This window comes from Salinihabitans flavidus (assembly GCF_900110425.1).
GTDB lineage: Bacteria > Pseudomonadota > Alphaproteobacteria > Rhodobacterales > Rhodobacteraceae > Salinihabitans > Salinihabitans flavidus.
The window spans coordinates 19,946-38,479 of record NZ_FODS01000006.1; the positions used below are offsets into that span (position 1 = coordinate 19,946).

The 18,534-nt window shown below is 66.7% G+C and carries 18 protein-coding genes and 1 riboswitch; of the genes, 11 read left to right on the forward strand and 7 right to left on the reverse strand.

Going from position 1 to position 18,534, the window contains the following annotated elements; translation table 11 throughout:
- Position 1 precedes the first annotated feature (1 nt).
- On the reverse strand, positions 2 to 1,039 hold the full coding sequence (gene cobW / locus BMW66_RS06850) for a cobalamin biosynthesis protein CobW (protein ID WP_093116812.1): 1,038 nt from the start codon (positions 1,037 to 1,039) through the stop codon (positions 2 to 4).
- Positions 1,032 to 1,427 carry a DUF1636 family protein gene (locus BMW66_RS06855; RefSeq protein WP_093116814.1) on the reverse strand — a complete coding sequence of 132 codons (396 nt, stop codon included), beginning with the start codon at positions 1,425 to 1,427 and terminating at the stop codon, positions 1,032 to 1,034. The genes cobW and BMW66_RS06855 overlap by 8 nt, the downstream gene beginning before the upstream one ends.
- A 79-nt stretch (positions 1,428 to 1,506) precedes the next feature.
- Positions 1,507 to 1,719, reverse strand: a riboswitch (cobalamin riboswitch).
- Between the two features lie 41 nt (positions 1,720 to 1,760).
- Between BMW66_RS06855 and cobO the strand changes: the two genes are divergently transcribed.
- Both cobO and BMW66_RS06865 read left to right on the forward strand, forming a co-directional pair.
- Positions 1,761 to 2,369, forward strand: coding sequence for a cob(I)yrinic acid a,c-diamide adenosyltransferase (cobO, locus tag BMW66_RS06860; protein WP_093116816.1), 609 nt, complete (start codon positions 1,761 to 1,763; stop codon positions 2,367 to 2,369).
- 42 nt (positions 2,370 to 2,411) lie between these two features.
- Positions 2,412 to 3,857: a cobyric acid synthase gene (locus BMW66_RS06865; protein ID WP_093116818.1), complete on the forward strand. Its 1,446-nt coding sequence runs from the start codon at positions 2,412 to 2,414 to the stop codon at positions 3,855 to 3,857.
- A gap of 161 nt (positions 3,858 to 4,018) precedes the next feature.
- Here BMW66_RS06865 and BMW66_RS06870 read toward each other — a convergent pair whose 3' ends face one another.
- The gene (locus BMW66_RS06870) at positions 4,019 to 4,591 is read right to left on the reverse strand and encodes a PA14 domain-containing protein (RefSeq protein WP_093116820.1); all 573 of its coding nucleotides are present in this window, start codon (positions 4,589 to 4,591) and stop codon (positions 4,019 to 4,021) included.
- A gap of 155 nt (positions 4,592 to 4,746) precedes the next feature.
- On the opposite strand from BMW66_RS06870, the gene BMW66_RS06875 reads away from it, so the two are divergent.
- Both BMW66_RS06875 and BMW66_RS06880 read left to right on the forward strand, forming a co-directional pair.
- Entirely contained in the window at positions 4,747 to 4,932 is a 186-nt protein-coding gene (locus tag BMW66_RS06875; RefSeq protein ID WP_093116822.1) for a CTP synthetase, read from the forward strand.
- Positions 4,933 to 4,994: 62 nt separating this feature from the next.
- On the forward strand, positions 4,995 to 5,387 hold the full coding sequence (locus tag BMW66_RS06880) for a rhodanese-like domain-containing protein (RefSeq protein WP_093116824.1): 393 nt from the start codon (positions 4,995 to 4,997) through the stop codon (positions 5,385 to 5,387).
- 17 nt (positions 5,388 to 5,404) lie between these two features.
- Here the strand turns inward: BMW66_RS06880 and BMW66_RS06885 are convergent, their stop codons facing one another.
- Positions 5,405 to 6,163, reverse strand: coding sequence for an alpha/beta fold hydrolase (locus tag BMW66_RS06885; protein ID WP_093116826.1), 759 nt, complete (start codon positions 6,161 to 6,163; stop codon positions 5,405 to 5,407).
- Positions 6,164 to 6,255: 92 nt separating this feature from the next.
- Here BMW66_RS06885 and BMW66_RS06890 point away from each other — a divergent pair, with 92 nt between their 5' ends.
- The gene (locus BMW66_RS06890) at positions 6,256 to 6,630 is read left to right on the forward strand and encodes a hypothetical protein (RefSeq protein ID WP_093116828.1); all 375 of its coding nucleotides are present in this window, start codon (positions 6,256 to 6,258) and stop codon (positions 6,628 to 6,630) included.
- 60 nt (positions 6,631 to 6,690) lie between these two features.
- On the opposite strand, the gene glyA is transcribed toward BMW66_RS06890, so the two are convergent.
- Positions 6,691 to 7,986 (reverse strand): serine hydroxymethyltransferase, encoded by a 1,296-nt coding sequence (gene glyA / locus BMW66_RS06895; RefSeq protein WP_093116830.1) that lies wholly within the window; start codon positions 7,984 to 7,986, stop codon positions 6,691 to 6,693.
- Between the two features lie 180 nt (positions 7,987 to 8,166).
- Here glyA and BMW66_RS06900 point away from each other — a divergent pair, with 180 nt between their 5' ends.
- On the forward strand, positions 8,167 to 8,928 hold the full coding sequence (locus BMW66_RS06900) for an NAD kinase (protein WP_093116832.1): 762 nt from the start codon (positions 8,167 to 8,169) through the stop codon (positions 8,926 to 8,928).
- Positions 8,929 to 9,095: 167 nt separating this feature from the next.
- Here the strand turns inward: BMW66_RS06900 and prpE are convergent, their stop codons facing one another.
- A complete protein-coding gene (prpE, locus tag BMW66_RS06905) occupies positions 9,096 to 10,988 on the reverse strand; it encodes a propionate-CoA ligase PrpE (RefSeq protein ID WP_093116834.1) in 1,893 nt (630 codons plus the stop codon).
- Positions 10,989 to 11,465: 477 nt separating this feature from the next.
- On the reverse strand, positions 11,466 to 13,745 hold the full coding sequence (locus BMW66_RS06910; protein ID WP_093116836.1) for an NADP-dependent malic enzyme: 2,280 nt from the start codon (positions 13,743 to 13,745) through the stop codon (positions 11,466 to 11,468).
- 150 nt (positions 13,746 to 13,895) lie between these two features.
- Here BMW66_RS06910 and BMW66_RS06915 point away from each other — a divergent pair, with 150 nt between their 5' ends.
- The 5 genes from BMW66_RS06915 (at position 13,896) to BMW66_RS06935 (ending at position 18,511) form a co-directional block, all read left to right on the forward strand.
- Positions 13,896 to 14,309 (forward strand): cytidine deaminase, encoded by a 414-nt coding sequence (locus BMW66_RS06915; protein WP_281242629.1) that lies wholly within the window; start codon positions 13,896 to 13,898, stop codon positions 14,307 to 14,309.
- A complete protein-coding gene (locus BMW66_RS06920; protein WP_281242628.1) occupies positions 14,306 to 15,520 on the forward strand; it encodes a phosphopentomutase in 1,215 nt (404 codons plus the stop codon). Before BMW66_RS06915 ends, BMW66_RS06920 begins: the two co-directional genes overlap by 4 nt.
- 2 nt (positions 15,521 to 15,522) lie before the next feature.
- Entirely contained in the window at positions 15,523 to 16,503 is a 981-nt protein-coding gene (locus tag BMW66_RS06925; protein ID WP_093116840.1) for an adenosine deaminase, read from the forward strand.
- Positions 16,500 to 17,132, forward strand: a complete 633-nt coding sequence (gene upp / locus BMW66_RS06930; RefSeq protein ID WP_093116842.1) for a uracil phosphoribosyltransferase — start codon at positions 16,500 to 16,502, stop codon at positions 17,130 to 17,132. Before BMW66_RS06925 ends, upp begins: the two co-directional genes overlap by 4 nt.
- 65 nt (positions 17,133 to 17,197) lie before the next feature.
- Entirely contained in the window at positions 17,198 to 18,511 is a 1,314-nt protein-coding gene (locus tag BMW66_RS06935; RefSeq protein WP_093116844.1) for an SPOR domain-containing protein, read from the forward strand.
- Positions 18,512 to 18,534: the final 23 nt, after the last annotated feature.

The following is an 18,534-nucleotide window of genomic DNA, read 5'->3' on the forward strand; positions in this document are numbered from 1 at the left end:
ATCACTCTAGCAGAGCGGCGCGGATCGCATCCACATTTACGTCATCGTGTTCGGCAATCACGACCATCCGGCCCCGGCGCGGCTCCTCCGGGGTCCAGGGGCGGTCGTATTGGTGGCGCACGCGGGCGCCCACGGCCTGCACCAGAAGGCGCATCGGCTTGCCCGCCACGGCGGCATAGCCCTTCACGCGCAGGATGTTCTGCGTCCGGGCCAGCGTCTCGATCCGTGCGGCGAGCGCCTGCGGGTCGGCCTGTTCGGGCAGGTCGATCACCACGCTTTCGAAATCGTCGTGTTCGTGGTCGTCGGCCCCGTCGTGATGCGAGGGGCGATTGTCGATGTCATCCTCTGCCGCAGCGTTCAGGCCAAGGATGATGCGCGGATCGACATGACCCTCTGCCACCTCGACGACGGGCAGCGGGCGGTGGGCCTCTGTCGCGATGATGTCGCGGGCCTTCTTCACGCCCTCGGGGCCGGCGAGATCGGGTTTTGTCAGCAGCACGATGTCGGCGCAGGAAATCTGATCCTCGAACACCTCCGACAGCGGGGTTTCGTGATCGAGCGAGTCGTCGGCGGCGCGCTGCGCGTCCACCGCGGCCACATTGGGGGCGAAGCGACCATCGGCGACAGCCTCGGCGTCGGCCAGCGCGATCACCCCGTCCACGGTGATCCGCGAGCGGATGCCGGGCCAGTCGAACGCCTTGAGAAGCGGTTTCGGCAGGGCCAGCCCGGAGGTTTCGATCAGGATGTGGTCGGGCCGGGGATCGAGCGCCATCAGCGCCTCGATCGTGGGGATGAAATCGTCGGCCACGGTGCAGCAGATGCAGCCGTTCGACAGCTCCAGTATGTTCTCGGCCGGGCAGTCGGGGATTGCGCAACTCTTGAGGATTTCGCCATCGACGCCGACATCGCCGAATTCATTGACCAGCACGGCCAGACGCTTGCCCTGCGGGTTCTGCATGAGCTGACGGATCAGCGTGGTCTTGCCGGAGCCGAGAAAGCCGGTGATCACGGTAACGGGCAGTTTGGACAGGTCAGTCATTGGGGGTCTCCAGCGGCGGGATGCGCGCGATACAGTTCTTGCGGAAATGGGTGGAGCGTTCGCGCCAGGGCACGAGGCCGGTGTCGGTGGCGGCGTATTTCACCGCGCCGTCATGGACCAGCGCGGCATCCTCCGCGCCGGTGAAATTGCCATAGACATAGGTCCAGCGAGCCGCGCCGCCGCGCAGCACCAAAGAGCAGCCCTGATCGCAGTTCGACAGGCATTCCACCGGGCGCAGCGTGACGTTGTCCGGCCAATCGAGCGCTCCGAGCGCGTCGTGCAGGCGCGCGCCGGGGCGGGGGCCTTCGGCATCGGTCGGCTGCCCGGCACGGCAGGTCACGCAGACCAGAAGCTCCACCGGGGCGGGCGTGGTGGTGTCCCTCGCCATCAAACAATCCTTTCTCGGGCGGGGGATAGGGCGGGGGCGTGGCCTATTTCGCTCCCGACACCGGAACACCCCGTCCGGTTTCACGTCTCATGCGCTGGCAGGTCTCCCGGCTTGCGGATGTCAGGGGGAAACCCTGGCGGTGGCCCTGCCTTCCCGGGGCGATCCCAGTGGCGTCGGGCGACCTCTCCGGTCACGGTCGCGGGGGCGGCTGCGCTTCGGGTCTGGTTGCAAACCCTTATCGCATTCCCTTTTCACCTGCTTTAGAACAGGCACCAGCATGGTTTCGAATGCGCGTCCCGCGCCGCTTTGTCAAGCACCGAAAGAGGAGAGGACATGACCGACCAGAACGCGGCCCACAAGGCGAAGATGGAGAAGATCAAGGCCGCGCGCGACCGGATGATGGCCGGCAAGACCGGCGAGAAAGGGTTGATCATCGTGCATACCGGCACCGGCAAGGGCAAAAGCTCTTCGGGGTTCGGGATGATCATGCGCGCCATCGCCCATGACATGCCCTGCGCGGTGGTGCAGTTCATCAAGGGCGCCATGGCCACCGGAGAGCGCGATTTTCTGGAAACGCATTTCCCCGAAGCCTGCCGGTTTGTCGTTTCGGGAGAGGGGTTTACGTGGGAAACGCAGGACCGCGAGCGCGACATCGCCAAAGCTGAGGCCGGGTGGGAGACCGCCAAGGAGATGATCCGCGACCCGCGCAACCGCTTTGTCCTGCTCGACGAGATCAATATCGCGCTGCGCAATGATTACCTTGATATCGACGAGGTCGTGCGCTTTCTGCTGGAGGAGAAACCCGAGATGACGCATGTCTGCCTGACCGGGCGCAATGCCAAGCCCGAGTTGATCGAAGCGGCGGATCTGGTGACGGAGATGACGCTCATCAAGCATCCGTTCCGCGACGGGATCAAGGCGCAGGCCGGGGTGGAATTCTGAAGCGGCTGGCGGGATTTCTGCCACGAAAACAAGGAGGTGCGCATGGGCAAGGCGGTGATGATCCAGGGGACCGGCTCCAACGTGGGCAAATCCCTGCTGGTGGCGGGGCTGTGCCGGGCGGCGCGGCGGCGGGGGCTGTCGGTGGCCCCCTTCAAGCCGCAGAACATGTCCAACAATGCCGCCGTCACCGCCGATGGCGGCGAGATCGGGCGCGCGCAGGCGTTGCAGGCGCTGGCCTGCGGGCTGGCGCCGGTGGTGGACATGAACCCCGTGCTGCTCAAGCCTGAGACGGATGTGGGCGCTCAGGTGGTGGTGCGGGGCCAGCGGCTGACGACGGCGAAGGCGCGCGAATATGGCGCACTGAAGCCACAACTGATGGCGGCGGTGCAGGAGAGTTTCGCGCGGCTTCGGGCGGCGCACGATCTGGTGATCGTGGAGGGCGCGGGCAGTCCGGCGGAGGTCAATCTGCGCAGGAATGACCTTGCAAACATGGGGTTTGCGCGGGCGGCGGATGTGCCGGTTGTGCTGGCCGGGGACATCGACCGGGGCGGGGTGATCGCGCAGATCGTGGGCACGCAGGCGGTGATCGACCCCGAGGATGCCGCGATGGTGGCCGGGTTCGTGATCAACCGGTTTCGCGGCGACGTGAGCCTTTTCGACGATGGCTATGCTCTGATCGAGGCGCGGACGGGCTGGCGGGGCTTCGGGGTTCTGCCGCATTTCGCGCAGGCGTGGAAACTGCCGGCGGAGGATGCGCTCGACCTTGGCGGGCCGGCGCGCGGGGCGGGGCTCAAGGTGGTCTGCCTTGGCCTGTCGCGGATCGCCAATTTCGACGATCTCGACCCGCTGGCGCAGGAGCCGGGGGTGGCGCTGACGATGCTGCACGCCGGGCAGGCGCTGCCGGGCGACACCGATCTGGTGATCGTGCCGGGGAGCAAATCCACGCGCGGCGATCTGGCGTTCCTGCGGGCGCAGGGCTGGGACATCGACCTTGCCGCGCATCTGAGCCGCGGGGGGTGCGTACTTGGAATATGTGGTGGATTCCAGATGCTTGGACAGGTGATCCGCGATCCCGACGGGATCGAGGGCGAGGCCGGGGAGATGCCGGGGCTGGGGCTTCTGGACGTGGAAACGCAGATGCTGCCGGACAAGCGGCTGAGCGAGGTCGGGGCCGTTCACGCGGCCACCGGGGCGGCGTTCCGGGGTTATGAAATCCACATCGGCCGGACCACCGGACCCGATTGCGCGCGCCCCTTTGCGCATGTGGAGGGGCGCCCCGAGGGCGCGGTGCGTGGCGACGTGCGGGTGGCGGGCAGCTACCTGCACGGCATGTTCCGCGACGACGGGTTTCGCGCGGCCTATCTGGCGGGTTTCGGGGTGGCCTCGACCGGCGGGTATGATGCCGGGATCGAGGCGGTGCTGGACGCGCTGGCCGAGCACATGGAGGCGCATCTGGACGTGGCTGGAATGCTCGCGGTGGCGCGGTGAGGGCGAATCAGGGTTAACGCGTTGAAATCGCGGAAAAACGCCTTTCGGTATTACGTCGGTAAAACGTCGGTATTACGTCGGTGCCGTTTGCCCGGTCCGGCGCCGGTACGGCCCGGTTAACGTCGCGCGCGTTGCGTTTGCGGCCTTTGGGCGCGCGGAGGCTACCTGTAGGCGAAGGCGCTGTTGTCCATCCACTGCGGCTCCGATCCCGCGGGGGCGGCGCGCATGTGCAGGCAGGCGGTGCCGAGCCGCTGAAAGTAGGTCGCCCTGAGAGGATACCAGCCGGGGGCAGGCACCGCGAGTTGAACCGTTTCGGTCGGCTCGCAGGCGTGGCGGCCGTCATGCGTCAGCACCGTCTGGCCGCCGATCTCCACCTCCAGCCCGTCGTTGGAGAGAAAATCCACGTCATAGACGCCGGGCGCGTCGAATTTTACGAATCCTTCGATCCGCGCGGCGACATGGAAGGCGCGTTTCGCGGTCAGGGTGACCTCGCCCTCTTCGGTGTCCCAGTAATCCATGCCGGCCAGCGGCGTGCCCGGCTCCGCCCCGGTTTGCAGCGCGCGCTCCGCCTGCGAGAGGGATTTGACATCGGGCGGATAGGCATAGGCCACCGACAGGCCGGGATTGAGCCCCGAGGGCTGCGGATCGGCGGGGGCCAGTTGCAGCGCACCGGCAAGGGCGCCGCCTGCGGCACAGAGGGTGAACGCGGCCAGCGCGGTCCGGACAGTGAACATCTTGGAGTCTCCGAGAGGGTGGAATCAGGGGATCATGGAAACGATACGCACCGCCGCGCGAATTGGGCAAGCGCCGTCGCATGTGATACAGATCAAGGAGGGCGGATGCCCCGCATGTTAGCGGGAAACGATATTCTCAGGATTGGAGATCGGAAATGCTTCGCCTTGCCTTTATCCTTCATCTGTTCATCGGGTCCACCATGGCCGGAATCGGGGTGATCGTCGCGCTGGTCATCGGGCAGGATACGCTCTGGCCCATCGTGATCGCCGCCGCGATCGGATTTGCCGCCGCGTTTCCGGTGACTTACCTCGTGGCGCGCAAGCTTCTGTCAATGCGCTAGCGGTTGCGGGGGCCGGAGGCGGCCCTTAGGTTGAGGCCAAACAGCATGAAAGAGAGGACGCCATGACCCTGACACTTGCCAAGATGCTCGATGCCGCCCATGCGGACGTGCCGCGCATTTCCGTGGCGGATGCGCGCGACAAGGTCGAGGCGGGGGCGCTTCTTCTGGATGTGCGGGACGCGCCGGAATTGCAGGCCACGGGCCGGGCGCAAGACTCGCACCACGTCCCGCGCGGGATGCTTGAGTTTCGCGCCGATCCCGAGTCGCCCTTTGCCGATCCGATGTTTCAGAAGGACCGCCCGGTGATCCTGCACTGCGCGTCCGGCGGACGGGCCGCGCTGGCCGGCAAGGTCCTGAAGGACATGGGATATAAAGAGGTCTACAACCTCGGCGGGTTCAAGGACTGGGTCGATGGCGGTGGCCCGACGCTGGAGCCCGTGGACCGGGGGATGTAGGCGCGGCGCCCGCGCGCTCAGCGCTCCAGCCAGGCGCGCAGGGTGGCGATGAATTCGCGCGGTTTCTCGGCATGGAGCCAATGGCCCGCGCCGTTGATCCTGAGGAACCGCGCGCGCGGAAACAGCGCCTTGATCGCCGGGCGGTGGTCCGGCGTGACATAATCGGACTCCGCCCCGGTGAGAAAGAGCACGGGGCCGTCATACTGCCCTTTGATCTCGGGAAAGCCGAGGATCTTCGGCATCTCGGCCTTGAGCACATCGAGGTTGAGGCGCCATTTCTTCTGCTTGAGGTCAAGCGACTGGGTGAAGAAGCTGCGCAAAGTGGGGTCGTCCACATGGGGCGCGAGCTGATCCATCGCGTCGGAGCGTTTTTCCACGGCCGACAGATCTACCGATTGCATCGCGTCGATGAAATGGCCCTGCGTGTGCCCATAGGCGACGGGGGCGATGTCGGCCACGATCAGGCGGTTGACCCGCGCGGGGCGCGTGAGGGCGAGCACCATCGCGGCCTTGCCCCCCATGGAATGGCCCAGAACGTCCCATTTGCCGCCCAGACGGTCCAGAACCTCGTCCAGATCGGCGGCCATGTCCTCATAGGATTGGGTGTCTTTCCAGGGGCTTTCGCCGTGGTTGCGCATATCCACCGCGACCACGCGCCGCCCGTCGGCCATCCGTTTGGCCACCGCCCCCCAGTTGCGGGCGGAGCCGTAAAGACCATGCACGATCAGAAGCGGTGGGTGGGCGCCGTCGCCCCCGTAGTCTATCAGGTTCAGCATGACAGCCTTCTAGCGTGACGGTCTGTTTCTTTCCAGCCCCGTTGAGCGGCGGGCCGGGTCAGCGTAAGCTCATATCGAAAAGGATCGGAACGATGCTGACTCCGCAGGATATCGGCAACAAGTCGGCGCGGCTTCGGGCGCTCATGGCGGAGCGGCTGGGCATTCGTGCGCGCAGCCTTGAAGAGGCGACGCGCAAGGCGGGTCGGCAGCTTCCGGGGAGGGTGCGCGCGCAGATCAACCTGATCGTGCGGGCGGAGCGGGCGGCGGGGCATCCGAAGCTGGCGCGGATGGTCAACGAGGCCGATCTCGATACCGCGTTTCGGGCGGTGCAGATGTATCTGCTTTCAGTGGACCGCAAGGAGCGGCGGATCGGCGCGATCCTTGGTGTTCTGGGATCGGTCGTGTTCAACCTGCTGCTGCTTTTCGCGCTGTTTGTCGCGGTGCTTGTGTGGCGCGGATTGCTTTGAACCGGGGCGGGCGGGCGCGTTTGCGCCCACCCGGTGCGTGGGAGACCGCGCTCTTGACGCTCAGAGCGTGGGGTAGAGCGGGAAGCGGGCGCAGAGCGCGGCCACCTCGGCCTTGACCTTCTCTTCGACCGCCGCGTTGCCGCCCGGCCCATTGGCGGCGAGACCGTCCACAACCTCTATGATCCAGTCGGCGATCTGACGGAATTCGGTCTCGGTGAAGCCGCGGGTGGTGCCCGCCGGTGAGCCGAGGCGGATGCCGGAGGTCACGGTGGGTTTTTCGGGGTCGAACGGCACGCCATTCTTGTTGCAGGTGATACTGGCGCGGCCGAGCGCCTTTTCCGTCTCGTTGCCCTTCACGCCCTTGGGGCGCAGGTCCACCAGTACGACATGGGTGTCGGTGCCGTGGGTCACGGTGTCCAGCCCGCCCTTGATGAGCTGATCGCTGAGCGCTTGGGCGTTGGCGATGACCTGCCGCGCGTAAGTCTTGAATCCGGGGCGCAGCGCCTCGCCGAAGGCGACGGCCTTGGCGGCGATGACGTGCATCAGCGGGCCGCCCTGTATGCCGGGAAAGATGGCGGAATTCACCTTCTTGGCGATCTCCGCGTCGTTGGTGAGGATCATGCCGCCGCGCGGGCCGCGCAGGGTCTTGTGCGTGGTGGTGGTGGCGACATGGGCGTGCGGGAAGGGCGAGGGGTGTTCCCCCGCCGCCACCAGCCCGGCGAAATGCGCCATGTCCACATGCAGGTAAGCGCCGACCCTGTCCGCGATCTCGCGGAAGCGGGCGAAGTCGATCTGGCGCGGGATGGCAGAGCCGCCGGCGATGATCAGCTTGGGCTGATGCTCTTTTGCCAGCGCCTCCACCTGATCGTAGTCGATCTGGTTGTCCTGACGGCGCACGCCGTATTGCACGGCGTTGAACCATTTGCCCGACTGGTTGGGTTTCGCGCCGTGGGTCAGGTGGCCGCCGGCATCGAGGCTCATCCCTAGAATGGTGTCGCCGGGTTTGATCAGCGCGGTGAACACGCCCTGATTGGCCTGGCTGCCGGAGTTGGGCTGCACATTGGCGAACTCGCAGCCGAAAAGCTGTTTCGCGCGGTCGATGGCGAGGGTCTCGGCCACGTCCACCCAGTCGCAGCCGCCATAGTAGCGGCGGCCGGGGTAGCCTTCGGCGTATTTGTTGGTCATCACGCTGCCCTGCGCTTCCATCACGGCGGCGGAGACGATGTTCTCGGAGGCGATCAATTCGATCTCGTCGCGCTGGCGGCCCAGCTCTCCGGTGATCGCGGCGGCGATCTCGGGATCGCGGCTGGCGAGGGTGTCGGTGAAAAAGCCGGGGTCGCGCGTCGGGGCGTTCATGTACGATGCTCCTGGTTCAAGGGGTCACTGGCGTGATTTCCTATAAGAAATGGGCCCGGGGGGGAAGGGTCGAATGCGACGCAGCGCCTGCCGGGAACGCCAAGTCTGGCGCTTGCCGGGGAGTTGTGTTTCTTTCGGAACCGGATGACAGGTTTCGGAAACGAAAAAGGGCGCAGCGCCATGCCGAAGAGAATCGCCTTTGTGGCCAGTGACGCGCCCGAGGCCCAGACCGCGCGCGACGCGCTCGTTGGCCGGTTTGGCGATGTGCCCCCGCAGGAGGCGGATGTCATCGTCGCGCTGGGCGGGGACGGGTTCATGCTTCGGACCCTGCACGACACGCAGGCGCTCGATGTGCCGGTCTACGGGATGAACCGGGGCACCGTCGGGTTTCTGATGAACGAATATTCCGAGAGCACCCTGCTCGAGCGGCTGGAGGCGGCGGAGGAAGAGGTGCTCAACCCGCTGTCGATGCGCGCCACGCGGATGGATGGCAGCGTGCATGAGGCGCTGGCGATCAACGAGGTGTCGCTTCTGCGGGCGGGGCCGCAGGCGGCCAAGCTGCGGATCACGGTCGACGGGCGGATTCGCATGGAGGAACTGGTCTGCGACGGGGCGCTTCTGGCGACGCCCGCCGGGTCCACCGCCTATAACTACTCGGCGCACGGGCCGATCCTGCCGATCGGGTCGGATGTGCTGGCGCTGACGGCGGTGGCGCCGTTCCGGCCCCGGCGCTGGCGCGGGGCGCTGCTGCGCAAGACGGCGCATGTGCGGTTCGATGTGATCAACCCCGAACGGCGTCCGGTGATGGCCGAGGCCGACAGCCGCGGGGTGCGCGACGTGACGGCGGTGGAGGTCTGGTCGGAGCCGTCGATCCGCCACCGCATCCTGTTCGATCCCGGCCACGGGCTTGAGGAGCGGCTGGTGCGCGAGCAGTTCGTCTGAGGCGGGAGATGCGGGCCGGGTTCGACCTTGCGGGGTGCGCGCGGGCGCGCACGCCGTTTCTCTCGTCGTTGGCCTTGCGGCCGCCTCCTCGGGTGGGCGGCTGTGGCCTGTCGTGGGGCAGGCGGGCCGCCCGCGCCGCCCGGTGGCAGGCGGTGCGGGGGGATTGACTACCGCTTGGGATAGCCGATGGTCGCCAGCGCCTCGCGCATCTCGTCGAGGATGGCCGGGTCGTCGATGGTGGCGGGCGCCTTGACATCCGCGCCGTCGGCAATGCTCACCATCGTGCGGCGCAGGATCTTGCCCGAGCGGGTCTTGGGCAGGCGGTCCACCACCACGGCGAGCTTGAAGGCGGCGACGGGGCCGATCCGGTCGCGCACCATCTTCACCACCTCCGAGACGATCTCCTCGTGCGGGCGGTTGCAGCCGGCGTTCAGGCACAGAAAGCCGAGCGGAAGCTGACCCTTCAGCTCATCTGAGACACCGATGACCGCGCATTCGGCCACGTCGGGATGGTCGGCCAGCACCTCTTCCATGCCGCCGGTGGACAGGCGGTGCCCCGCGACGTTGATCACGTCATCGGTGCGCGCCATGATGTAGAGATAGCCGTCGTCGTCGATCATCCCCGCATCGCCGGTCTCATAATAGCCGGGGAAATGCTCCAGATAGCTTTTGAGGTAACGGTCCTCGGCGTTCCAGAGCGTCGGCAGCGTGCCCGGCGGCAGGGGCAGCTTGATCGCGATGGCGCCCAGCGCCCCCTGCGGCATGGGGTTGCCGCCTTCGTCCAGAATCCGCACGTCATAGCCGGGCATCGGCACGGAGGGCGAGCCGAGCTTGACCGGCAGCATGTCCAGCCCGACGGGGTTGGCGGCGATGGGATAGCCGGTTTCGGTCTGCCACCAGTGGTCGATCACCGGCACGCCAAGCTGTTCCTGCGCCCAGACGATGGTGTCGGGATCGGCGCGTTCCCCGGCGAGATAGACGATTTCGAGGCAGGAGAGATCGTATTTCTCGACAAATTCGCCGGTGGGATCCTGCCGTTTCACGGCGCGAAAGGCGGTGGGCGCGGTGAAGAAGCTGCGCACCTTGTGCTCGGAGATGACGCGCCAGAAGGTGCCGGCGTCGGGGGTGCCGACGGGTTTGCCCTCGAACACGATGGTGGTGTTGCCGTGAATGAGCGGCGCGTAGCAGATGTAGGAATGGCCCACGACCCAGCCCACGTCGGAGGCGGCCCAGAACACGTCGCCGGGATCGACGTTGTAGATGTTTTTCATCGTCCAGTTGAGCGCGACAAGATGCCCGGCGGTGTGGCGCACGACGCCCTTGGGCGCGCCGGTGGTGCCGGAGGTGTAGAGGATGTAGGAGGGATGGTTGCCCTCCACCGGCAGGCAATCGGCCGGTTCGGTCCCATACTGGAAGGCGTGCCAGTCGAAATCGCGCCCCTCGATCAGTTCCGCCACCTCCTCGTCGCGCTGGAAGATCACGCAGAAGTCGGGCTTGTGTTTCGCCATCTCGATCGCGCCGTCGATCAGCGGCTTGTAATGCACGACGCGGCCCGGTTCGATCCCGCAGGAGCCGGCGATGATCGCCTTGGGCTTGGCGTCGTCGATGCGCACCGCAAGCTCGCTCGAGGCGAAACCGCCGAAGACCACCGAATGGATCGCGCCGATCCGCCCGCAGGCGAGCATCGCCTCCAGCGCCTCGGGGACCATCGGCATGTAGATCACCACGCGGTCGCCCTTTTCCACGCCCTTGGCGCGCAGCGCCCCGGCGAGAGAGGCGACGCGGGTTTGCAGCTCGGCGTAGGTGATCTCATGCTTGGTGTGGGTCACGGGGCTGTCGTGGATGATTGCCACGCGCTCGCCGTTGCCCGCCTCCACATGCCGGTCAACGGCGTTGTAGCAGGTGTTAACCAGCCCGTCGGAGAACCATTCGTAGAAGGGCGGGTTGTCGTCGAAGAGCGCCTTTGACGGGAACCTGTCCCAGTCGATCGACTCGGCGGCCTGCATCCAGAACGCTTCGGGATCGCGTTGCCAGCTTTCATAGACGTCACGGTAGCCCATTTCTGTCCTCCTCCTGAAACCTGTGCCAAGTGTTACGGGAGCGAGTGGTTTTGCGGCAAGCCTCCTGTGCCGCTGCGTGGCAGAATACCGCGATTTATTTGCAGTTCGGCGTGTTCGTGGGGTGCAAAGTTTTGCAAACACGCGGCAATTATGCCGTTTTCCCGTCGGGTGGCCCGGAAGTTGCAAATCAGCAAAGTTTTGCCGGGCGGTCGGGGCGACTCAGTGGCGGACGGCGGATTTTCCGGATCGGGCGAAATTCGACGTGGTCCTTGTCGAAAACGGAGCAGCGCGGCGGCGCGGCGCATGGCAGGGTGCATGTCAGGGTCCGGCATGGGGCCGGCCCGTTCCCAGAAAAGGGCTGTTGCCATGGGCGACAACAAGCAGAAGCCGGCCAAACCCGGTTCCAAGACCGTCAAGAAGTAACATCCGGCACGCCGGGACGCCGTCGACGGGCCCCCCGTCGGCGGCGTTCATATGTCAGCCGTAGTGCGCCACCGGGGTGCCGGCGATGGCGGCCATGTTGAGCAGACCGCGCGGCGTGATCGAGGGGCTGACGATATGGGCGCGGTTGCCCATGCCCATCAGGATCGGCCCGACCTCCAGCCCGTTGGCGCGCATCTTGAGGATGTTGCGCACGCCCGAGGCGGCGTCGGCCTGCGCGAAGATGAGGACATTCGCCTCCCCCTCCAGCCGGGAGCGGGGGAAGATGCGGGCGCGCAGGTCGGGATCGAGCGCGGAGTCGACCTGCATCTCTCCTTCATAGATGAAATCGCGCGGCTCGTTGTCGAGAATGGCCAGCGCGTCGCGCAGACGATCCCCGCTGTCGCAGGCGAGATTGCCGAACTGCGACTGCGAGCAGAGCGCGATGTTCGGCGTGAGCCCGAAGCGGCGCACGTGCCGTGCGGCGCCGAGCACGGTTTCCGCGATCTGGGCCGGGGTCGGTTCGGTGCGCACATGGGTATCGGCGATGAACAGCGGCCCCTGTTCCAGAATCATCAGCGACAACGCGCCATGCGGGGCGTAGGTGCCGCCGCCGAGCACCTGCCGCACGTAGTTGAGGTGCCAGCGGTATTCTCCGAAGGTGCCGCAGATCAGGCTGTCGGCCTCGTCGCGGTGGACCATGATCGCGCCGATGGCGGTGGTATTGGTGCGCATGATCGCCTTGGCCAGATCGGGGGTGACGCCGTCGCGTTCCATGATCTCGTGATAGGAGGTCCAGTAATCGCGGTAGCGCGGGTCATTCTCGGGGTTCACGATGTCCACGTCCGTTCCGGGCTTGATCGTGAGGCCGGCGCGGTCGGCGCGTTTTGCGATCACATCGGGGCGGCCGATGAGAATCGGGGTCTCGGTGGTCTCTTCGAGGATGGCCTGCGCGGTGCGCAGGACGCGCTCATCCTCGCCCTCGGCAAAGACGATGCGGCGCGAGGCGGCGCGGGCCGCTTCGAACACCGGGCGCATGAGCAGGGCGGAGCGGAACACCGACTGGTTGAGCTTCTCGCGGTAGGCGTCCAGATCCGCGATCGGGCGGGTGGCCACGCCAGTTTCCATCGCGGCGCGGGCCACGGCGGTCGAGACGATGCCCGACAGGCGCGGATCGAAGGGCTTGGGGATCAGGTAGTCGGGCCCGAAGGTCAGTTGCTCGCCCTTGTAGGCGGCGGCGGCCTCGGCGCTGGTGGTGATGCGGGCCAGTTCCGCGATCCCCTCGATGCAGGCGATCTGCATCGCGTCGTTGATTTCCGTCGCGCCCACGTCGAGCGCGCCGCGAAAGATGAACGGGAAGCACAGGACGTTGTTGACTTGATTGGGAAAATCGCTGCGCCCGGTGGCGATGATCGCGTCGGGAGAGACGGCGCGCGCCACATCGGGCATGATTTCCGGGGCCGGGTTGGCCAGCGCGAAGATGATGGGACGATCCGCCATTTTCATCACCCGTTCGGGCGTGAGCACGTTGGGGCCGGACAGCCCGAGGAAGAGATCTGCGCCGTCGATCACCTCATCGAGGGTGCGTTTGTCCGTTTTCTGCGCAAAGGCGGCCTTCTGCGGGTTCATGTCCTCTGTCCGGCCCTCAAAGACCAGCCCGTGAATGTCGCACAGCCAGATATTCTCGCGCTTCACGCCGAGTTTCACCAGCGTGTTGAGGCAGGCGATGCCCGCCGCGCCGCCGCCGGTGGAGACGACCTTGATATCCTCGAAGCTCTTGCCCGCGACGTGCAGCGCGTTGGTCGCCGCGGCGCCGACCACGATGGCGGTGCCGTGTTGATCGTCGTGAAAGACCGGGATGTTCATCCGTTCGCGGCAGATCTTCTCCACGATGAAGCAGTCGGGGGCCTTGATGTCCTCAAGGTTGATGGCGCCGAAGGTGGGGCCGAGGGCGCAGACGATCTCCGCCAGCTTCTCGGGGTCGGATTCGTCTAGCTCGATGTCGAAACAGTCGATATTGGCGAATTTCTTGAACAGGACCGCCTTGCCCTCCATCACCGGCTTGGAGGCGAGCGCGCCGATATTGCCAAGACCCAGCACGGCCGATCCGTTGGTGACCACGGCGACGAGGTTGCCGCGCGCGGTGTAGCGGGAGGCATTGGCCGGATCGGCGACGATCTCGGTGCAGGCTTCGGCCACGCCGGGGCTATAGGCGCGGGCCAGATCGCGCCCGTTTGCCATCGGCTTCGTGGGGCGTATCTCGAGTTTGCCGGGGATGGGGTACTCATGGTAATGGAGCGCCGCCTGACGCAGCGAATCCTTGGTGATGTCGGTCATGGATGCCCCTCCTGTAGTGCTTAGTTCAGCATTAAACCATTTATTCGGGCTTGAGAACCATTCCCGAACGGCGGGGGCGAACCTCTTGCAAAACCCCGTCCCGCGCCGCAGTCTCATCCGGTGGGTGAGGGCGTGGCAAGTGGCAAAGCGATAGGGGAGCAGAGGAGCCGGATGCTTGAGAAACACGCGCGCGCGGTGCGCGAGAATGCCTATGCCCCCTATTCGCAGTTCAGGGTCGGTGCGGCGCTCAGGGGGGTGAGCGGGGCGGTCTATACCGGCTGCAATGTCGAAAACGTCTCCTACCCAGAAGGCACCTGCGCCGAGGCGGGGGCAATCGCCGCGATGGTGGCGGCGGGCGAGAGACGCTTTACCGAAGTCTATGTGGTGGCCGACAGCACCGTGCCGGTGACGCCCTGCGGCGGTTGCCGTCAGAAGATGGCCGAGTTCAGCACCGGGGACGCGGTGATCGTGATGGCGAATCTGGACGGCAAGGAGCTGCGCATGACGATCTCCGAGTTGTTGCCGGGGGCGTTCGGTGGTGACCATCTGGGCCGCCGCCGGTGACGGCGCGGGCGTTCGTGGTGGTGATGGATTCGCTCGGCATCGGCGGCGCGCCGGATGCGGGGGCGTATTTCAACGGCACTCTGCCCGATACCGGCGCCAACACGCTGGCCCATATCGCCGCGGATTGTGCCGCCGGACGGGCCGACACGGGGCGAAGCGGCCCGCTGCGGGTGCCGCATCTGGATGCGCTGGGACTTGGCGCGGCGTGCCGGCTCGCCTCTGGCCGGGCGGCGCCGGGGCTCTGGGCCGTGCCGCGCGGGCTTTGGGGGGCGGCGACGGAAGTCTCACGCGGGAAGGACACGCCGTCGGGTCATTGGGAACTGGCCGGGGTGCCGGTGCCTTGGGCGTGGCATTATTTCCCCGACACGCGCCCGGCCTTTCCCGACGTGATCGTGCAGGCGGTGTGCCGCGCCGCCGGGGTGGAGGGTATTCTGGGCAATTGCCACGCCTCGGGCACCGAGATCCTTTCCGAGCTTGGCGCGCGGCATGTCGAGAGCGGATGGCCGATCTGCTATACCAGCGCCGACAGCGTGTTCCAGATTGCCGCGCATGAGGCGCATTTCGGCTTGCGCCGGCTGATCGCCCTGTGCGAAGCGGTGGCGCCGGAGCTGCACGCGATGAAGGTGGCGCGGGTGATCGCGCGGCCCTTCGTGGGCGATGCGCGGGCCGGCTTCACGCGGACGGCGAACCGGCGCGATTTCGCCATCGCGCCGCCCGCGCCGGTGCTGACGAACTGGGTGCAGGAGGCCGGGCGCAGGGTGTATGCCCTCGGCAAGATCGGGGACATCTTTTCCATGCAGGGGATCGACGCACTGTGCAAGGGACCGGATACCGCGCTGATGGGGCATCTGGGCGATCTGGTGGACGGCGCCGAGGACGGCAGCCTGACCTTCGCCAATTTCGTGGAATTCGACAGTCTTTATGGCCACAGGCGCGATGTGGCGGGATATGCCCGCGCGCTGGAATGGTTCGACGCGGGGATCGGCGCGATCCTGCCACGGCTGCGCCGGGGCGATCTGATGATCCTGACCGCCGATCACGGCAACGATCCGACGTGGACGGGGACCGATCACACGCGCGAGCGGGTGCCGGTGCTCTGTGCCGGTATGGGCGCGGGCGAGCTGGGTTTGCGCGGCTTCGCCGATGTCGCGGCGAGCGTGGCGGCGCATCTTGGCGTGCCCTCGCAAGGGCCGGGGAGGGCGTTCCTGTGAGCATGGCCGATCTTGCGAAGGTGGAGCTTCACCTGCATCACGAGGGTGCGGCGCCGCCCGATCTCATCCGGCAGCTTGCCTTCGAGAAGAAGGTGGATCTGTCGCGGGCCTTCGCGCCGGACGGCGGCTATGCCTTTCGCGGGTTCGCGCGATTTCTTGAGGTCTACGAGGCGGTGGCGTCGGTCTTGCGCACGCCGGAGGATTACTCCCGCCTGACCGCCGCGATCCTTGAGCGCAGCGCGCAGGACGGGATCGTCTATTGCGAGAGTTTCCTGAGCCCCGATTTCTGCGGCGGCGGCGATGTGGGGGCATGGCGCGAATACCTTCAGGCGATCCGGGAGGCGGCAGAGCGGGCAGAGCGCGCGCATGGCATCCTCCTGCGCGGCATCGCCTGCTGCGTGCGCCACTTCGGCCCGCAACGCGCGAGGCGCGCCGCGCTCTGCGCCGCGGAGACGGCGGGGGACTGGATCGTCGGTTTCGGCATGGTCGGCGACGAGACGATGGGCACGCAGGGCGATTTCGCATGGAGTTTCGATCTGGCGCGGGAGGCGGGGTTGCAGCGCACCACCCACGCGGGGGAGTTTGCCGGGCCGGAGTCGGTGCGCCAAGCACTTGACGATCTGGATGTCGCGCGGATCGGCCACGGGGTGCGGGCGATCGAGGACCCGGCGCTGGTGGCGCGGCTGGCCGAGCGCGGCACCGTGCTTGAGGTCTGCCCCGGCTCGAATATCGCTCTGGGGATCTACCCGGACATGGCGGCCCATCCCATCGCGCGGCTGCGCGAGGCGGGCGTGAAACTGACGGTTTCGACCGACGACCCGCCCTTTTTCCACACGACGCTGAGCCGCGAATACGAGAGGCTGCGCCATGCCTTCGGCTGGGATGAGGCGGTGTTTGCCGACCTCAACAGGATTGCCGCCGAGGCGGCCTTTTGCAACGATGCGACCCGTGCGCGGGTTCTGAAACGATTGGAGAGCACATGAAGGACCATCTGACTGTCGTGAAACACCCGCTGGTGCAGCACAAGCTGACGATGATGCGCAAGCACGACACCACCACCGGGGAATTCCGCCGCCTGCTGCGCGAGATCAGCCAGCTTCTGGCCTATGAGGTGACGGGCGAATTGCCGATGACGACCCGCCGGATCACGACCCCGATGGAGGAAATGGACGCGCCGGTGCTGGCGGGGCGCAAGCTGGCGCTGGTGTCGATCCTGCGGGCGGGCAACGGGCTTCTGGACGGGATGCTGGAGCTGATCCCCTCGGCGCGGGTCGGCTTTGTCGGGCTCTACCGCGACGAGGAGACGCTCCGCCCGGTGCAGTATTACTTCAAGGTGCCGACAGAGTTGGGCGAGCGGCTGGTGATCACGGTGGACCCGATGCTGGCGACGGGCAATTCCTCGGTCGCGGCGATCGACCTTCTCAAGGAGGCCGGCGCGCGCAATCTGCGGTTTCTGTGCCTGCTGGCGGCGCCCGAAGGTGTGGCCCGGATGAAGGAGGCGCATCCCGATGTGCCCATCGTCACCGCAGCGCTCGATGAGCGGCTGAACGAGAAGGGGTATATCGTGCCGGGGCTGGGGGATGCGGGGGACCGCATGTATGGCACCAAGTAGCGCATCTTCGCTTTACTCGAATCCGCATCTGAGGCTAGAGTGACCCCACATATTGTGGGGGCAACATGTTACGGATCAAACGACTTGCGATTGCATCAACGCTTTTCTCGCTGGGCCTCGGCGCCGTGGGTCACGCCCAGAGCAAGGAAGTGCCAGCGGAATTTCCGCCCGCCTCTTATCAGGGCAAGCAGTATGTGGACAGCCGTGGCTGTGTCTATGTGCGCGCCGGGATCGACGGCAATGTGACATGGGTGCCGCGGGTGGCGCGGAGCCGGGAGGTTGTCTGCGGCTACAAGCCGACCTTCGCCGAGGCGGTGCGCAGCACCGATTCCGCCGCGCGGCTTGGCCCGGAGGTGGAACGGATCGAACCGGACAGCCCGGCGGCTGCCACCGCGACAAGCCGCCCGAAACCCGAAACGGCGACAAAGCCCCGCGCGGCCAGCAAACCGGCCGAGAGCCCCGAGAAGGTGGTGCGCCGCAAGGTGGCACCGAAACCTCAGAGCGCACCCGCGACCCCGGCACCCGCGCCCAAGGTCAAGCCGCGCCGGAGCGCCGATCAGCCCGAGCGCGAGGCGGGCGTGGAGTCGCGCTGCCGTGGCGCATCGGAGCTTTCGCAGCGGTATATCGGGTCGGACAAATACAACGTGCGCTGCGGTCCGCAGGCCGAGTTGCCCTATACCCCGGGCACCGGCAATCCCACCGCAGAGCCGCCGATCATCCGGATCAATCGGGGCGGGCGCGATGACCACAGCAGCGCGGTGCGTCCTGGTCAACGGGTGGGGCCGGGCGACGTGGCGCCGGACCGGCGCGTGATTCCCGCCCATCTTTATCAGAGGCGTCAACTGGCCCTGGCCACGCCCGAGCCGCCCGAAGGCTACCGCCGCGTGTGGGAAGAGGACGGGCGCTTCAATCCGCTTCGCGCGGAACAGAATTTCGCCGGGAAGGCCAGGATGGACCGGACGTGGACCCGCCGTGTGCCGCGCGAGCATATCGACCGGCGCACGGGTCAATCCTATACCGAAACCGTCGTGACACGGGCCGCGCAGTCCCCCGCCAAGGCCCCGGTGGCGCAGGCCGCCCCGCGCCGCAAGGTGGCGGATGATACGGTATCCACCCGGTCGGCCCCGGCGCAAAAGGCGATCCGGCTTGCGGGGGGCGGCTTCGTGCAGGTGGCCACCTATGACGATGCCGACGCGGCGCAGGCGGCGGCGCAGAAGGTGAAACGCCTTGGTCTGCCCGCGAAGATTGGCCGGTATCAGAAGGACGGGCGCACCCTGCGCATGGTGATCGCCGGACCCTTTGCGAAAGCCGATACGCGAGCGGCGGCGCTGCGGGAGGTGCGGCGGCGCGGCTTCTCCGGTGCGTTCATCCGCAACTAGCGAGGCCCCAAGCGTCTCGGTCC

Coding starts and splice junctions, on each gene's coding strand:
- cobW (WP_093116812.1), bottom strand. CDS start 1,039: ATGACTGACCTGTCCAAACTGCCCGTTACCGTGATCACCGGCTTTCTC.
- BMW66_RS06855 (WP_093116814.1), bottom strand. CDS start 1,427: ATGGCGAGGGACACCACCACGCCCGCCCCGGTGGAGCTTCTGGTCTGC.
- cobO (WP_093116816.1), top strand. CDS start 1,761: ATGACCGACCAGAACGCGGCCCACAAGGCGAAGATGGAGAAGATCAAG.
- BMW66_RS06865 (WP_093116818.1), top strand. CDS start 2,412: ATGGGCAAGGCGGTGATGATCCAGGGGACCGGCTCCAACGTGGGCAAA.
- BMW66_RS06870 (WP_093116820.1), bottom strand. CDS start 4,591: ATGTTCACTGTCCGGACCGCGCTGGCCGCGTTCACCCTCTGTGCCGCA.
- BMW66_RS06875 (WP_093116822.1), top strand. CDS start 4,747: ATGCTTCGCCTTGCCTTTATCCTTCATCTGTTCATCGGGTCCACCATG.
- BMW66_RS06880 (WP_093116824.1), top strand. CDS start 4,995: ATGACCCTGACACTTGCCAAGATGCTCGATGCCGCCCATGCGGACGTG.
- BMW66_RS06885 (WP_093116826.1), bottom strand. CDS start 6,163: ATGCTGAACCTGATAGACTACGGGGGCGACGGCGCCCACCCACCGCTT.
- BMW66_RS06890 (WP_093116828.1), top strand. CDS start 6,256: ATGCTGACTCCGCAGGATATCGGCAACAAGTCGGCGCGGCTTCGGGCG.
- glyA (WP_093116830.1), bottom strand. CDS start 7,986: ATGAACGCCCCGACGCGCGACCCCGGCTTTTTCACCGACACCCTCGCC.
- BMW66_RS06900 (WP_093116832.1), top strand. CDS start 8,167: ATGCCGAAGAGAATCGCCTTTGTGGCCAGTGACGCGCCCGAGGCCCAG.
- prpE (WP_093116834.1), bottom strand. CDS start 10,988: ATGGGCTACCGTGACGTCTATGAAAGCTGGCAACGCGATCCCGAAGCG.
- BMW66_RS06910 (WP_093116836.1), bottom strand. CDS start 13,745: ATGACCGACATCACCAAGGATTCGCTGCGTCAGGCGGCGCTCCATTAC.
- BMW66_RS06925 (WP_093116840.1), top strand. CDS start 15,523: ATGGCCGATCTTGCGAAGGTGGAGCTTCACCTGCATCACGAGGGTGCG.
- upp (WP_093116842.1), top strand. CDS start 16,500: ATGAAGGACCATCTGACTGTCGTGAAACACCCGCTGGTGCAGCACAAG.
- BMW66_RS06935 (WP_093116844.1), top strand. CDS start 17,198: ATGTTACGGATCAAACGACTTGCGATTGCATCAACGCTTTTCTCGCTG.